At 60.5% G+C, this 14,026-nt stretch carries 13 protein-coding genes; all 13 read right to left on the bottom strand.

Annotated elements, in window-relative coordinates:
• Positions 1-3: 3 nt before the first annotated feature.
• The 13 genes from tpiA to AAAX32_RS06065 all read right to left on the bottom strand — a co-directional run bounded on the left by tpiA (position 4) and on the right by AAAX32_RS06065 (position 13,929).
• Positions 4-771: a triose-phosphate isomerase gene (tpiA, locus tag AAAX32_RS06125; protein ID WP_022094882.1), complete on the bottom strand. Its 768-nt coding sequence runs from the start codon at positions 769-771 to the stop codon at positions 4-6.
• A complete protein-coding gene (locus AAAX32_RS06120) occupies positions 764-1,954 on the bottom strand; it encodes a phosphoglycerate kinase (protein WP_349100294.1) in 1,191 nt (396 codons plus the stop codon). The genes tpiA and AAAX32_RS06120 overlap by 8 nt, the downstream gene beginning before the upstream one ends.
• 140 nt (positions 1,955-2,094) lie before the next feature.
• Positions 2,095-3,120, bottom strand: a complete 1,026-nt coding sequence (gene gap / locus AAAX32_RS06115) for a type I glyceraldehyde-3-phosphate dehydrogenase (RefSeq protein ID WP_055286941.1) — start codon at positions 3,118-3,120, stop codon at positions 2,095-2,097.
• A gap of 193 nt (positions 3,121-3,313) precedes the next feature.
• Positions 3,314-4,243 (bottom strand): DNA-binding protein WhiA, encoded by a 930-nt coding sequence (gene whiA / locus AAAX32_RS06110; protein ID WP_055286943.1) that lies wholly within the window; start codon positions 4,241-4,243, stop codon positions 3,314-3,316.
• 6 nt (positions 4,244-4,249) lie between these two features.
• Positions 4,250-5,170, bottom strand: coding sequence for an RNase adapter RapZ (gene rapZ / locus AAAX32_RS06105; protein WP_022094878.1), 921 nt, complete (start codon positions 5,168-5,170; stop codon positions 4,250-4,252).
• Positions 5,171-5,268: 98 nt separating this feature from the next.
• Positions 5,269-5,955: an N-acetylmannosamine-6-phosphate 2-epimerase gene (locus tag AAAX32_RS06100; RefSeq protein ID WP_006236154.1), complete on the bottom strand. Its 687-nt coding sequence runs from the start codon at positions 5,953-5,955 to the stop codon at positions 5,269-5,271.
• A gap of 141 nt (positions 5,956-6,096) precedes the next feature.
• Positions 6,097-7,062, bottom strand: coding sequence for an ROK family protein (locus tag AAAX32_RS06095; RefSeq protein WP_055286945.1), 966 nt, complete (start codon positions 7,060-7,062; stop codon positions 6,097-6,099).
• A gap of 172 nt (positions 7,063-7,234) precedes the next feature.
• On the bottom strand, positions 7,235-8,155 hold the full coding sequence (locus tag AAAX32_RS06090) for a dihydrodipicolinate synthase family protein (protein ID WP_035138887.1): 921 nt from the start codon (positions 8,153-8,155) through the stop codon (positions 7,235-7,237).
• A 68-nt stretch (positions 8,156-8,223) separates the two neighbouring features.
• A complete protein-coding gene (locus tag AAAX32_RS06085) occupies positions 8,224-9,075 on the bottom strand; it encodes an acetylxylan esterase (protein WP_055286947.1) in 852 nt (283 codons plus the stop codon).
• A complete protein-coding gene (locus tag AAAX32_RS06080) occupies positions 9,068-10,045 on the bottom strand; it encodes an acetylxylan esterase (protein ID WP_055310506.1) in 978 nt (325 codons plus the stop codon). Before AAAX32_RS06080 ends, AAAX32_RS06085 begins: the two co-directional genes overlap by 8 nt.
• Positions 10,046-10,125: 80 nt before the next feature.
• A complete protein-coding gene (locus AAAX32_RS06075; RefSeq protein WP_006236159.1) occupies positions 10,126-10,953 on the bottom strand; it encodes an ABC transporter ATP-binding protein in 828 nt (275 codons plus the stop codon).
• Positions 10,954-12,969: a dipeptide/oligopeptide/nickel ABC transporter permease/ATP-binding protein gene (locus AAAX32_RS06070; protein ID WP_022094872.1), complete on the bottom strand. Its 2,016-nt coding sequence runs from the start codon at positions 12,967-12,969 to the stop codon at positions 10,954-10,956.
• Positions 12,970-12,972: 3 nt separating this feature from the next.
• Positions 12,973-13,929, bottom strand: a complete 957-nt coding sequence (locus tag AAAX32_RS06065; protein WP_022094871.1) for an ABC transporter permease — start codon at positions 13,927-13,929, stop codon at positions 12,973-12,975.
• Positions 13,930-14,026 lie beyond the last annotated feature (97 nt).

Below are 14,026 nucleotides of genomic sequence, written 5' to 3'. Positions count from 1 at the left end.
GTCCTACTCGCCTGCCTTGACGACCATAGAGGCGAAGTCGGCAGCCTTGAGCGAAGCGCCGCCCACGAGGGCGCCGTCAACGTCGGGCTTGGCGACGAGCTCGGCGATGTTACCGGGCTTGGCGGAACCACCGTAGAGAACGCGGATGCCGTTGGCGAGCTCCTCGCCGAACATCTCCTTGAGGGTCTCACGGATAGCGCCGCAGACCTCCTGAGCATCCTCGGCGGTAGCGGTCTTGCCGGTGCCGATGGCCCAGATGGGCTCATAGGCGACGACGACCTGCTTGGGGCAGGTGATCTCAAGACCAGCAAGGCCAGCCTTGACCTGGTTCACGACGTGCTCGACATAGGTGCCGGCCTCGCGGACCTCAAGGGACTCGCCGCAGCAGAAGACGGGAACAAGGCCGGCGGCAACGAGAGCCTTGGCCTTCTTGTTCTGGTCCTCGTCGGTCTCGTGGAAGTAGTCGCGACGCTCGGAGTGACCGATGATGCAGTAGGTGCAGCCAGCGGACTTGAGCATGTCGCAAGAGGACTCACCCGTGAAGGCACCCTTGGCCTCCCAGTACACGTTCTGTGCACCGAGGGCGATGGGGGCAGCCTGAATGCGGTCATGAACCGTGGTGATGTCGATGGTCGGAGGGCAGACGAGCACCTCGACGCCAGCCGGAACCTCGGGCAGAGCCTGAGCCAGCTCGTCGGCGAGCTTGGCGGCCTCGGCGACGTCGTTGTTCATCTTCCAGTTACCAGCGATAAGAAGGGTGCGATTAGGCATCGAGAAGCGCCTCCACTCCGGGCAGGGCCTTACCCTCGACGAGCTCCATGGAAGCGCCACCACCGGTGGAGATCCAGCTCATCTTGTCGGCCAGGTTGAACTTGTTGACAGCTGCGACAGAGTCACCACCGCCGATGATCGAGGTGCAGTCAGCCTCGGCGAGAGCCTCGGCGATAGCCTGGGTGCCGTGAGCAAAGTTGTCAAACTCGAAGACGCCCATGGGGCCGTTCCAGAACACGGTCTTGGCGCCCTTGACAGCCTCGGCATAGAGCTCCTCGGTCTTGGGACCGATGTCCATACCCTCACGATCGTCGGGGATAGCGTCGGAAGCAACAACCTCGGGGACAGCGTCCTCGCCAAAGTGATCGGCAACACGGTTGTCGATGGGGAGTAGGATCTTGACACCCTTCTCCTCGGCCTTCTTGAGCATCTCGCCGGCGCGCTCGACCCAGTCCTCTTCCTTGAGGGACTGACCAACGGTCAGGCCCTGAGCCAGGAAGAAGGTGTAGGCCATGCCGCCACCGATAATCAGGGTGTCAGCGGAGTCGATGAGGTGATCGAGAACACCGATCTTGGAGGAAACCTTGGAACCGCCGACGATGGCGACGAAGGGACGCTCGGGCTCGGCGAAGATGCCGGTCAGCGTGTCGACCTCCTTCTCGAGCAGGAAGCCAGCGACGGCAGGCAGGTAAGCGGCGGGGCCCACGACGGAACCCTGGGCGCGGTGAGCGGTGCCGAAGGCATCGAGAACGAAGACGTCGCCATAGGAAGCGAGCTTCTTGGCGATCTCGGGATCGTTCTTCTTCTCACGCTTGTCAAAACGGACGTTCTCGAGAACGAGGACCTTGCCCGGCTCGACGGCGGCGACAGCCTCAGCAGCCTTCTCGCCGTAGGTGTCGGCGACAAAGGCAACGTCGAGACCAGAGAGCTCAGCGAGTTTCTTGGCGACGGGCTCGAGGGACAACTCGGGCTGGAAGCCGGTGCCCTCGGGACGGCCGAGGTGGCTCATGAGGATGACGCGAGCGTTGTGCTCAACGAGATAGTTGATGGTGGGCAGGGCAGCCTTGATGCGGGTGGTGTCGCCAACGACGCCATCCTTGATAGGCACGTTAAAGTCAACGCGGACGAGAACGCGCTTGCCGTCGACATCGATGTCGCGGACGGTCTTCTTGGTAAAGGCCATGTTTGCTTCTACCTTTCGTACGTGTCTGCCTCCCATTACGGCAGACGATTTCTTATAAAAAGGGCGCGACCCTAGGGTGTAAGCCCTATAAGGCCGCGCCCTTCTTTAGACGCTCAACGAGCTATTCGCTAAAAGCTAAATTAAGCAACGAACTTCTCGAAGTACTTGATGGTGCGGACCATCTGAGAGGTGTAGGAGTTCTCGTTGTCGTACCAAGAGGTGACCTGAACGAGGGTCTGGCCGTTGCCGAGGTCAGAGCACATGGTCTGAGTGGCGTCGAAGATGGAGCCGTGGGTCTCGCCGACGATGTCGCGGGAGACGATCTGGTCCTCGTTGTAGGCGAAGGTCTCGGGGATGGTCTCGGCGTAGGCCTTCATGGCAGCGTTGACCTCGTCGACGGTGACCTTCTTGTCAACGACGGCGTAGAGGTTGGTCAGCGAGCCGGTCGGCGTCGGGACGCGCTGGGCGGCACCGATGAGCTTGCCGTTGAGCTCGGGGAGAACCAGGCCGATGGCCTTGGCAGCGCCCGTGGTGTTCGGGACGATGTTCTCGGAGCAGGCGCGGGAGCGACGGAAGTTGCCCTTGCGCTGCGGGCCGTCGAGCGGCATCTGGTCGCCGGTGAAGGCATGGATGGTGGTCATGATGCCGGACACGATGGGAGCGAAGTCGTTCAGACCCTTGGCCATCGGGGCGAGGCAGTTGGTGGTGCAGGAAGCAGCGGAGATGATGTTGTCCTCAGCGGTCAGCGTCTCATGGTTGACGTTGTACACGATGGTGGGCAGATCGCTGCCGGCCGGAGCGGAGATGACGACCTTCTTGGCGCCAGCGTTGATGTGGGCCTGAGCCTTAGCCTTGCTGGTGTAGAAGCCGGTGCACTCGAGAACGACGTCGACGTCGAGGTCGCCCCAAGGCAGGTTGTTGGCGTCGGCCTCCTTGTAGATCTTGATCTCCTTGCCGTCAACGGTGATGGAATCCTCGCCAGCAACGACCTCGTGATCGCGAGCGTAGTTGCCCTGCGTGGAGTCGTACTTCAGCAGGTAAGCGAGCATATCGGGAGAGGTGAGGTCGTTGATAGCGACGATCTCGGAGCCCTCATGACCGAACATCTGACGGAAAGCCAGACGACCGATGCGACCGAAGCCGTTAATAGCAACCTTTACTGCCATTGTGTCTCCTTTCGTAAGGCCCCCGCGAGCTACAGCGCCCGCCGTTGAGGCCCACAAACTAACCACTCGCCTAATATACCTTTTTTTTGACTTGAATTTCACGAGAATGCTCGAAATTGAAAAGCAAATTTACGTTAAAACGTTTTAAAGACTAAAATAGCAGCTAAATCCGTATATAAGTCGTTACTTCAAACTACCTGTTTGCTTCAATGAGCTTTTCAAGCCGTAAAACACGATGGTAGAGGGCTGACTTCGACAAGGGAGGGTCAGCCATCTCCCCCAAATCACGCAGCGACAGATCAGGATAGCGCTCGCGCAGGTCGCAAAAGACCGCCAAGGCATCCGGAAGCGCATCGCGAAGGCCACGCTGCTCGAGCTCGTCGATAAGCGCAAGCTGATGTTGGGCAGCACCGGCGCTTCTGGTTTGGTTGGCGAGCTCGGCATTCACGCGACGGTTCACATCGTTCTTAACCAACTTGACCGCGCGCGCCTCCTCAATCTCGGCAACGCTGCGCTTGGCACCAATCAGCTTTAATAGATGCTCGATTTCCTCGGCGCTCTTAATGTACACGGCATATGACCCCCGCCGTGCATTAACACGAGCATGGACCCCAATCTGCTCCAACAGATTGCAAAGTCCCTTGGCATATTGCTCGCCCTGCACAGCGATCTCCAAATGAAAATCGCCGCGTGGATCGGCCACGAAGCCGCCCGCGATGAGCGCGCCGCGGATATAGGCAAGTCTACAGCAAGGACGGGCAACGATATGTCGGGGTACGCCGGCGACAAGTCCTCCCCTACGGTCGAGGATACCCAGCAGAACCAAGGCCTTATCCAGGTCTGGCTGATCAGGCAAGGTGATGAGGTAGTTTCGAACCTTATGCAAGACAGATTTGCGGACGGTGAACTCCGTTTTGAGCTTAAGGATACGATGCGTCAGCGTGATCATCGTGCGCGCGACGGCTCCCGTCTCAGTCGCAACGGTCAAACGATACCGCCCAGAGCCGGCAAGGGAGAGCGTACCACTCACGCGCGTGAGGGCGGCGAGCGTCGACAAGTCGCAGTATTCACATTCGGGTTCGCAGCGCGCAAGCTCGTCGCGCACCTCAGCGGTAAACGACATGCAGGCCTATGCCTTCGTGTTGGCGCGCGACAGGTCGCGGTGGGAGATGCTCACATGATACTGAGCGCCTTCCAGGTAACGGGCCGTGGCCTCGGCAATGGCAACGCTGCGATGCTGGCCGCCCGTGCAGCCGATGGCGATAGAAAGCTGCGGCTTACCCTCCGCGATATAGCCTGGCATCACCGTATCGAGCAGCTGTGTCCAAGCCTTCCAAAACTCCTGCGTCTTGGGATGGTCCAGAACAAAATCAGAGACCTTTTTATCGAGACCGGTCATCGTGCGCATCTCGGGATCGTAGAACGGATTGGGCAGGAAGCGGACGTCGATCATAATGTCCGCCTCGACGGGCATGCCGTGCTTAAAGCCAAACGAGAACACGTGGACGTCCATGAGCTGCTGGTCGGACAGCTCGGAAAATGCCATACGTAGCTTGTTGCGCAGCGCAGAGGTACGCAGACGGCTCGTGTCGATAATCATATCGGCTCGGTCGCGCACGCCCTGCAGCTGAAGGCGCTCGCGCTGAATGGCATCGGCCGTAGTCTCCCCCGGCTTGGCAATGGGATGACGGCGGCGATTTTCGCTGTAGCGACGAATCAGCACCTCGTCAGAGGCCTCGAGAAACACGATGTCACAGCTCATCTCGCGCTCCTCGAGTGCGGCAACGGCATCGAGCAGCTCATCGAACAAGCCCTGGCTGCGCAGGTCGCAGGTGACGGCAAGATGCCTGCCCACGCCCGTATTGATGCCGACGAGTTCGGCAAGCTGGGCGATCAGACGCGGAGGCAAGTTGTCGATGCAAAAGTAGCCCATGTCCTCGAACACATGCATGGCCTGCGTTCGGCCCGATCCAGACATTCCGGTGATGATGACGATATCGGGGATGCGCTCCGAGCGCTCCGCCGCATCCATGGCATCTCCCTTTTGCATGTGCGCCTCCTAAAACAAGCGCGGGACCCGGCCAGCGGATCCCGCGCGATCAATTGCCTTTATTGAGTATACCGCCCCGAGCGGATACGAGGCCTGTCTTACGCCTCAAGCGCAGCCTTGAACCAACTTGTAATACTCGTGGGATGCGTGATGGCGGTGCCGACGACAACGGCCCAGGCGCCAGCATCGATCGCGGCGCGAGCCTCCTCGGGCGTGTGCACGCGGCCCTCGCAGATGATGGGAAGACCGGGGAATTCCTCGGTCGCCTGACGCAGGAGCGGCAGATCGGGGCCATCGGCCATGGTGCAGTCGATGGCAGCGACACCGTGAGAAAGCGTGGTAGATACCAGGTCGAAGCCCATATCAACCGCACGGCGAATGTCCTCGATGGTGGCACAATCCGCCATCAGGAGCACACCCTCCTCGTGCAGCGGGCGGAAGGTATCCTCGACCGACTTGCCGTCGGGACGCGGACGATCGGTGGCGTCGATCGCCACGATATCGGCACCCGCAGCAACGCAGGCGCGAGCGTGACGCAGCGTCGGCGTGATGTAAACGCCCTCGTGCCCATCCTTCCACAGGCCGATAACGGGGACCTCACAGCGACCCTTAATGGCGGCAATGTCGGCAAGGCCCTGGCAGCGAATGGCGGCGGCGCCGCCGAGCTCGCAAGCACGAGACATTTGAGCCATGGTCTCGGGCGTACGAAGCGGCTCGCCCATATACGCCTGAACGCTCACGACGAGCTTGCCCTTCAGGGACTGGATCAAAGGATCAACGGTCATGTTCGACTCAACCTTTCTCAAAAACAGCCTTCTGAGACACCGCACCTTGACGTTCAAACCGTCGCTCGCGTACCGAAGTACGCTTCGCTCCTCTTTCACGTCAATCTGCGGCACCTCAGAAGGCGCACTTGGTAGCTATGTTTATTTCAACGACGCAAGAAGGTGTTCGGCGGCACCGATGAGCGGAGCATCGCCCTCAAGAGAACCGATGAGGATCGGCGTGTCCTGAAGCGGATCGAGCGCCTGGCTGGCATAGCCCTCGTGTACCGAATCCTTCCACGTCTGTGAACGCCAATCGGGACCTTGGTGAATCACGCCACCCGAAAGCACGATGACCTCAGGGTCCAGGATGTTAGCGAGCGAGCCCAAGCTGGCACCCAGCGCAAAGCCGGCGTCATGGATGACCTCAGTCGCCTTTGCGTCGCCCGCGCGGCACAGGTCGTTTACATCGCGACCGACCGAAGGACGGCTGGGGTCGACGCGGCCAAAGCGCTCGTCGTACATGCGACCAATGGAAGTGCCCGAAGCAACAGACTCAAGATGGCCAGAACGCCCGCAGGCGCAGGGAATGCCGGCGGCAGCCGAGCACTCGATGTGGCCCATATGACCGGCAGCACCGTGGAAGCCCTGCATCACGCGGCCGTTCTCGACATATGCGCCGCCGATGCCCGTACCGATGCCCAGACACAAGACGGAGAACTTGCCCTTGCCGACGCCCCAGTGGGCCTCGCCCAGAGCATGAGCCTGCACGTCGCCCACCACGGCAACGGGAAGACCAAGGTCCTCGCGCAGACGCGGCCCCAACTGAACGCCAGACCAGCCGGGCATGATCTCGTTGGCGTAGGCGATGGCGCCCGTCTTGGGGTCGACGACACCGGCGGCGCCAATACCGATACCGAGGACCTCGACATCGGGGTTCGCCTCGAGAGCAGCCTTGATGGACGCCTCGATGCGCTGGAAAACTGCCTCGCCGCCTTCTTGGGCCTCGGTGGGAACCTCGGCTTCAAAGACCGGATGGGGCACGCCGCCATCAGCCGGATACTCCATAATGGCAGTCGCAATCTTGGTGCCGCCGATATCGACGGAGCAAACGTACTTGTTCTCCATGTCGCTCTCCTTAGGAGATATAAACAACTACAGGAAATGCGCCGTCAGGCTAGCCGTCACAGCGCGGTAAAGGTTTTCCAGGTGCCCGAGATCGCCGAGAAGCCGTGTGGCCATTGACCTAATGGGTCATGGCCGCACGGTTGAACGGCGAGGTCGGGTGCCTGGGAAAGCTTTAAAGGAGGCCGTTGTCCTGGAGGACCTTCTTAATCGCCTCGACGTTCTCACCGGTCATGGCCTTCACCGGGCGCGGCATGGTCGGGCTGTCGAAGATGCCCATGAGGTTCATAGCGGTCTTGAAGGCGCCGACGCCACCGGCATAGCCCTGGACGCCCGAGGTGACATCCCAGATGTGGGAGATCTCATTGAGACGATCCTGCTCGGCCTTGACGGTAGCCCAGTCACCAGCCTGAGCGGCCTTCCACTGACGCACGTAGCCCTCGGGCTCAACGTTGGCGAGACCCGGGACGGAACCGTCAGCGCCGCCGAGATAGGCGCCGTCGACAACAACCTCGTGACCGGTGAGGATGCTCATCGGATGGCCGTTCTTCTCGTTCTCCTGAACGAGGTAGCGGAACGAGATGTCATCACCCGAGGAATCCTTGACGCCAGCAAGGACGCCCTCGGCGCCGAGCTTGGCAAGGAGCTTCCAGGGGAGCTTGGTGTGAACGCAGACGGGAATGTCATAGGCAAAGATGGGCAGGTCGAGCTCCTCGTGCAGGATGCGGAAGTGCTCCTCGACCTCGGTCATACCCTGCAGGGCATAGAACGGGCAGGTGGCGACGAGGGCATCGGCGCCCAGCTCCTGGGCGACCTTGCCGTGCTCAATCATGCGCTCGGTCTCGGTATCGATGATGCCGACCAGAACAGGCACACGGTGGTCGACGATACGAACGGCCTCGGCGATAATCTGGCGACGGCGCTCATCGGTGGAGAAGACGACCTCGCCCGAAGACCCCAAGAAGAACAGACCATCGACGCCGGCATCGATCATGCGGTTGATGCTGCGCTCAAAGGAGGCAACGTCGAGCTGGTGGTCTTCGGTATCGGGAACAACGACGGGAGGGATAACGCCGGTGAATTTCTGAGTTGCCACAAGAATCTCCTTAGCTGTCTGGCGAGCGGCCCTATGCCGCTCACTCTTGTTGGCAGTGTCCAGGCCGTCTAGGCCAAAGAACACGGATAGAACGTTTGGTTAAAGAAGTCGACGACTTCGTTTTCGAACGCGTTAATACGCTCATGAGCGTATTTGGCATAGATGATATGCCTCCGGTCACACTCAAGACCGTTGAATACGGCAAACTGACCCTTGGGGTCGCTCACGGTATCCATGAGCGACGTGCCCATGAGCACCGATCCGCGCACCCGAGACGACAGAGCCTCGAGGCCACCGGGAATTGGATTGGCAACCGCCGTGCAGGCAAGTCCGCGCTCGTCCAGAGCAGAAACCGCCAGCGCGACACCGCCGCCAAGACCCTCGCCCCATGCAAAAATGCGATCGGGATCCATGCCATCAAGATTGCGCGCGACCTTCGCCAACGCGCAGCCCCAACGGACGCGCTTGACAAAAGCGGGCGAAGCAATCCCCCACTGCAGGTCGTCCGCACCAGCAACATCGTCATCCAGCGCGAGAACGGCATACCCCATGGCGGCAAATCTCGTCATGTGATGCCATCCACGCACGGGTCGATCGATGTCGTGAAACATCAGGCACAGCGGCACGCGCTCAGACACTCGGGCACGACCGACAGGCTCGATCAAACGAGCGTGAATCGCATCGTCACCGAGCTCAAAGGAGACCTCCGAGTAACGGGCGCAGGGGTTAACAAAGTCAATCGCCGTAATGGCCAGGCCTTGAATCTCAAGATTCGAAGCGCATGTCTCTAAATCAGAAACATCTGCTTGGACATCACCGCGCCAGTCCCGATATTCTGCGAGCCTTGACGAAACCGTTCCAGGCATCTCCGCGAGCCCGGGGACGATCAGCTCGTCGATATTGCTCTCGCACTTAGACATGAGCCTCCCCTCCCTCGCAGAAAAACGGAATGATCAGATCGTCAAAGTCCTGAATCTCCTCGTGGCCAAAGCCCTCAAAGAACTCGCGTCGCTTCTCACAGGCCAGATTGTTGTAGACCGCAAACTGCGTCGCCGGCGGACAGACGATATCGGCTGTGCCCGTGCCAAACAGCACGGGGCATTTGACCATGGGCGCAAAGTTCTTGGAATCGAAGTACGCCAGTTTGGCATAGGCCTCCTCAATACGAGTCGAGTCCTCGTCAAACCAACGCGACCAATAACGCAGGCCTTCATAAGCGATATCGTCGGCATCCAGATCCCAAACAAGGCGGAAATCCGACAGGAAGGGATAGAGGATGGCAGCGCGATTGATAAGCTCACTATTAAGCGCGCAGGTCGCAATGCCCAAACCGCCGCCCTGCGATGCGCCGTTCACAAATACGCGGGAAAGATCGATGCCCTCGAGCTCGCGAACAATACGGCACAGAATGCGGATATCCTGGTGCAAGCGGACATAGTAAAGATTGGCCGGGTCGCCGTCGATACCGGCGACGATATGCCCAGCAACCGTCGTGCCTTCAAATCCACCAATATCCTCGGAGGGGCCACCCTGGCCAGGACAATCGAGAGCGATGAGTGCCATGCCCATGCCCGCAAACGACGCCTGCTCGAACCAGCTGCGGCTTGCACCCGGATAGCCGTGGAACTGTAGCACCAGCGGCACGGGCTCGTCCGAAACCGGCTGGAGATACTTGGCATGCAGGCGTGCACCGCACATGCCGGTATACCAGAGGTCGAAAAACCGACAGGTCGCGGAATCCGCAACCGAAGCCGCCTCAATCGCATAGTCGAGCTCGACGGCGTCGGCCTCGGCCATGCGGTCCTTCCAAAAGAGATCGAAATCCGATGGACGGGGCATAGCGCCTCGATATTCACCAAATTGCTGTTGTAGCTCCTGAGCACTTGGCATGGCTCGTGAACCCAACCTTTCGAAATCGCAACGGAGGTGCGCCCGGCAAGGGAACCGGGCGCACGGGAGGGAAAGCGAGGCTACTCGCCGAGCTTGGGATGCAGCAGCGACGGCGCAGCGCCGAGCAGCATCTTGGTGTAGGGGTCCTGAGGGTGCTGGAAGACCTGCTTGGCCTCGCCCTGCTCGACGATCTTGCCGCCATTCATAACGATGATGTCGTCAGAGATATAGCGGACCGTCTGGATGTCATGGCTGATGAACACCATGGCCAGGCCGAGCTCCTTCTTAAGGTCGGTCAGCAGGTTCAGAATCTGCGCGCGGACCGAAACGTCCAGAGCCGAGGTGGGCTCGTCGGCGATGATGGCATCGGGGTTCAGCGACAGGGCGCGCGCAATTGCGACGCGCTGGCGCTGGCCGCCCGAAAGCTGGCCGGGAAGAACCTCGGCGGCGGAGCTGGGCAGACCGGTGAGCTCCAAGAGCTCCTTGACGCGCTTCTCCTGCTCGGCCTCGGTACCCAGGTTGTGGACGCGCATGGGGTCGAGCAGTTGCTCGCGAACGACCATGCGGGGATTGAGCGCCGTGGCCGGGTTCTGGAACACGACCGAGATGACGCGACCCATGTGGCGACGGTCCTCGGCGGTACGTTTGGTAACGTCCTTGCCCTTAAAGTAGACCTTGCCGCTCGTGGGGGCCTGCAGGCCGCACATGACGTTGGCGGTGGTGGACTTTCCGCAACCGGACTCGCCGACGATGCCGATGGTCTGTCCGGGCATGAGCTTAATCGTTACACCCTGGACGGCGTGAACCAGGTTGGGGTGCAGAATCGAGCCGGTACGGGTCCTAAAGGTGACGTGGACGTCATCAAGGAAGATGATCGGCTCGACGCCGTTGACTGCGGTCTCGCTCATCTACATCACCTCCGCGTGAGGGGTCAAACCATTTGCCTTGAGCACCTCGTCGGGGAGCTCGGAATAGAAGTGCTCGGTGCCGGGCACGCGCTTGAAGACCGGACGGGTGTCCAGGCCAATGCGCGGATGGCTCGAGCGGGGTGCGAAGCGATCGCCCTTGGGGAAATCGCGCGGGCTCGGAACGGCGCCGGGCACCTGGTGCAGGCGGCCCGAACCGCTCTCGATGGACAGGACGGAACCCAGAAGGCCGCGGGTGTACTCGTGAATCGGGTTGGTGAGCAGCTCCTTGGTGGGCGCCTGCTCGATAACCTGGCCGGCGTACATAACCGTGATGTTATGAGCGACCTCGGCGACCAGTGCCAGGTCGTGCGAAACGAAGATCATGGCAAAGCCGAGCTTGGCCTGAAGATCGTTAAGCAGCTTGATGACCTGCTTCTGGACGGTAACGTCCAGAGCGGTCGTGGGCTCGTCGCAGATGACCAGTTTGGGGTCGCGGGTAAGGGCCATAGCGATCAGAACGCGCTGACGCTGACCACCGGAAAGCTCATGCGGATAGCTCTCGAGCGTACGCTTGGGGTCGAGGCCCACGAGCTCCAGGAGCTCCTCGGCGCTACGGGTACCGCCGCGCTTGGTGAGCTGCTTCATCTGGGCGGAAATGAGCATGGAGGGGTTGAGCGAGGACAGGGCGTCCTGATAGACCATGGCGATATCGGTACCGCGCAGGCCGAACCACTCCTTCTTGCTCATCTTGAGCAGGTCGCGGCCCTCCCAGAGAACCTCACCGGAAAGATGCTCGTCATCGTCGGTCAGGCCCATGATGGCCAGCGTGGTGATGGACTTACCGCAGCCGGACTCACCGACCAGGCCCATGGTCTGGCCAGGACGGACATCAAAGTTGACATGATCGACGACGTTGATATCACCGTGGTGCTCAAACTGGATGCAGAAATCACGGACCGAAAGGATCGGCTCAACGGACTCATCGGGCACATGGCGGTCGTTACGCTTGAGCTCGACATCGCGCAGGGCGCCAAGACGGGCGGACAGGGACTGAGCCTGCTCCTTGTAAGCGCGAACAGGGTCGGAGACCAGCAGGTCGGCCTCGCGGCGCTTGGAGGAATCGGTCGGATCCAGGGCGGCGGAGGGAGCAGCGGCCATGGCGTCGGTAATGCCCTCGGAGAGGATGTTGAGCGCCAGGCAGGTGATCATGATAGCCAGACCCGGGAACAGCGCCTGCCACCAACGGCCAGCGAGCACGCCACCGCGGGCGTCGGCGAGGATGTTGCCCCAGGTAGCGGTGGGCTCCTGGATACCAGCGCCGATAAAGGTCAGCGAGGCCTCGAAGATGATGGCGTCGGCGACCAGGGTAACGGTGAAGACCATGATCGGGGCGATGCAGTTACGCAGAACATGCTTGATCAAAATCCACGGAGCCTTGGCGCCGGAAACGATGACCGCGCGGACATAGTCCTCGCCGTACTCGGACACGATGTTGGCGCGCACGATACGGGCAATCTGCGGAGTGTACATAAAGCCAATGGCGAAGATGATCGACGGCACGGAATTGCCCAGGATGGAGACGAAGACGGCAGCGAGGGCGATGCCCGGGATGGACATGATGATGTCCAGGATGCGCATGATCGCCTCGGAAACGGACTTGCGCGAAACCGCCGCGAGGGCGCCCACGACCGAGCCGCAGACCAGAGCCATGGCAGTAGCACCGAAGCCGATGATCAGCGAGTAACGGCCACCGTAAAGCATACGCGACAGGATGTCGCGGCCCTTATCGTCGGTACCGAAGATAAATCCATTGCCGGGAGCCTGGCGAGCAGTGAAAATCTCGACCGGGCTATAGGGGGCAAGAAGGGGCGCCAGAATCGCGGTCAGGGCGACCAACACCAGCACGACGGCGGCAATCTTAGAAGACAGCGTCATCTTCTTCCAGCCACCGAGCTTGAGCCCCTTGGAGGCAGCCTTCTCGAGCTGCTCGGTTTGCTTCTCTCGAATCTTTACCATAATCTACACCGTCCTGATGCGCGGGTTGATGAGCAGGTAGAGCATGTCAACCACGATGTTGATGATGATGAAGGCAAGAGCAACGACGATGACGACGCCCTGAACCAGGTTCGCCTCGTTGCCCTGAACGCCCTGCAGAATCGCAGTACCCATGCCGGGGAGGTTGAAGATGACCTCGATGACGACGGCGCCGCCCATAAGGTAACCGATCTTAAGACCGAGGGTGGTGACCGGGGTGATCAGCGCGTTGCGCAAAACGTTGATGCCGACGACGACCTTCTCGGGAACGCCGGCGCCACGGGCCATGCGGACGTAGTCCTTGTCGAGCTCCTCAACCATGGCGGTACGCACGATACGAGTCATCTGGCCCGTCAGCGGGAATGCCAGAGCGATAGCGGGCATGATCATACGTCCCAGATAGCCAGCCGGGTTGGTGGTGAAGTGAGGCAGAGCACCGGATGCCGGGAGCACCTTAAGGTAGGAAGAGAACAGCAGAATCAACAGAACGGCAAGCCAGAACGACGGGGTTGCCAAGCCGGCGATGGAAAAGACGCGGATCACTTGGTCCGGCCATTTATCGCGATACAGTGCCGCGATGACGCCGAGCAAAAACGAGACGACCGCGCCGATGGCAAGACCGATGAAGGTCAGCTGCATCGTGACGGGCAGGGCCGTGGAGATGCGCTTGGCAACGGAGTTGCGAGCAGCACCATAGGTGCCCATGTCACCATGGATCAGATCGCCCATGTAGCGCACGTAGCGCACGGGCCAGGGGTCGTCCAGACCATACTTCTCATGGTACTCGGCAACCGCCTCGGGCGAGGCACCGTCACCCAACGCCGTATAGGCGGGGTCGGTCTTGGAGAACGACATAAGGAAGAACACCAGGACGGTGACGCCCAATGCCATGATCGGCAGCGCCACGAGACGCCTTCCAATCAAACGTAGAAAGTTGTTCACGTTCTCTCCCCTTTCTTTTGTCGGTAGGACCAACTGGTATATGAGTATGGATACTCATTACAAGACCCGAGCGACATCGAGGCCGCCCGGGTCTTTG

It is taken from the genome of Collinsella sp. CLA-ER-H3 (assembly GCF_040092425.1).
Lineage (GTDB): Bacteria > Actinomycetota > Coriobacteriia > Coriobacteriales > Coriobacteriaceae > Collinsella.
The sequence above is the reverse complement of the archived record's forward strand: the minus strand, read 5'-3'. Positions and strand labels throughout refer to the sequence as shown.

Coding starts and splice junctions, on each gene's coding strand:
- rapZ (WP_022094878.1), bottom strand. CDS start 5,170: ATGCAAAAGGGAGATGCCATGGATGCGGCGGAGCGCTCGGAGCGCATC.
- gap (WP_055286941.1), bottom strand. CDS start 3,120: ATGGCAGTAAAGGTTGCTATTAACGGCTTCGGTCGCATCGGTCGTCTG.
- tpiA (WP_022094882.1), bottom strand. CDS start 771: ATGCCTAATCGCACCCTTCTTATCGCTGGTAACTGGAAGATGAACAAC.
- AAAX32_RS06100 (WP_006236154.1), bottom strand. CDS start 5,955: ATGACCGTTGATCCTTTGATCCAGTCCCTGAAGGGCAAGCTCGTCGTG.
- AAAX32_RS06085 (WP_055286947.1), bottom strand. CDS start 9,075: ATGTCTAAGTGCGAGAGCAATATCGACGAGCTGATCGTCCCCGGGCTC.
- whiA (WP_055286943.1), bottom strand. CDS start 4,243: ATGTCGTTTACCGCTGAGGTGCGCGACGAGCTTGCGCGCTGCGAACCC.
- AAAX32_RS06080 (WP_055310506.1), bottom strand. CDS start 10,045: ATGCCAAGTGCTCAGGAGCTACAACAGCAATTTGGTGAATATCGAGGC.
- AAAX32_RS06070 (WP_022094872.1), bottom strand. CDS start 12,969: ATGGTAAAGATTCGAGAGAAGCAAACCGAGCAGCTCGAGAAGGCTGCC.
- AAAX32_RS06075 (WP_006236159.1), bottom strand. CDS start 10,953: ATGAGCGAGACCGCAGTCAACGGCGTCGAGCCGATCATCTTCCTTGAT.
- AAAX32_RS06120 (WP_349100294.1), bottom strand. CDS start 1,954: ATGGCCTTTACCAAGAAGACCGTCCGCGACATCGATGTCGACGGCAAG.
- AAAX32_RS06095 (WP_055286945.1), bottom strand. CDS start 7,062: ATGGAGAACAAGTACGTTTGCTCCGTCGATATCGGCGGCACCAAGATT.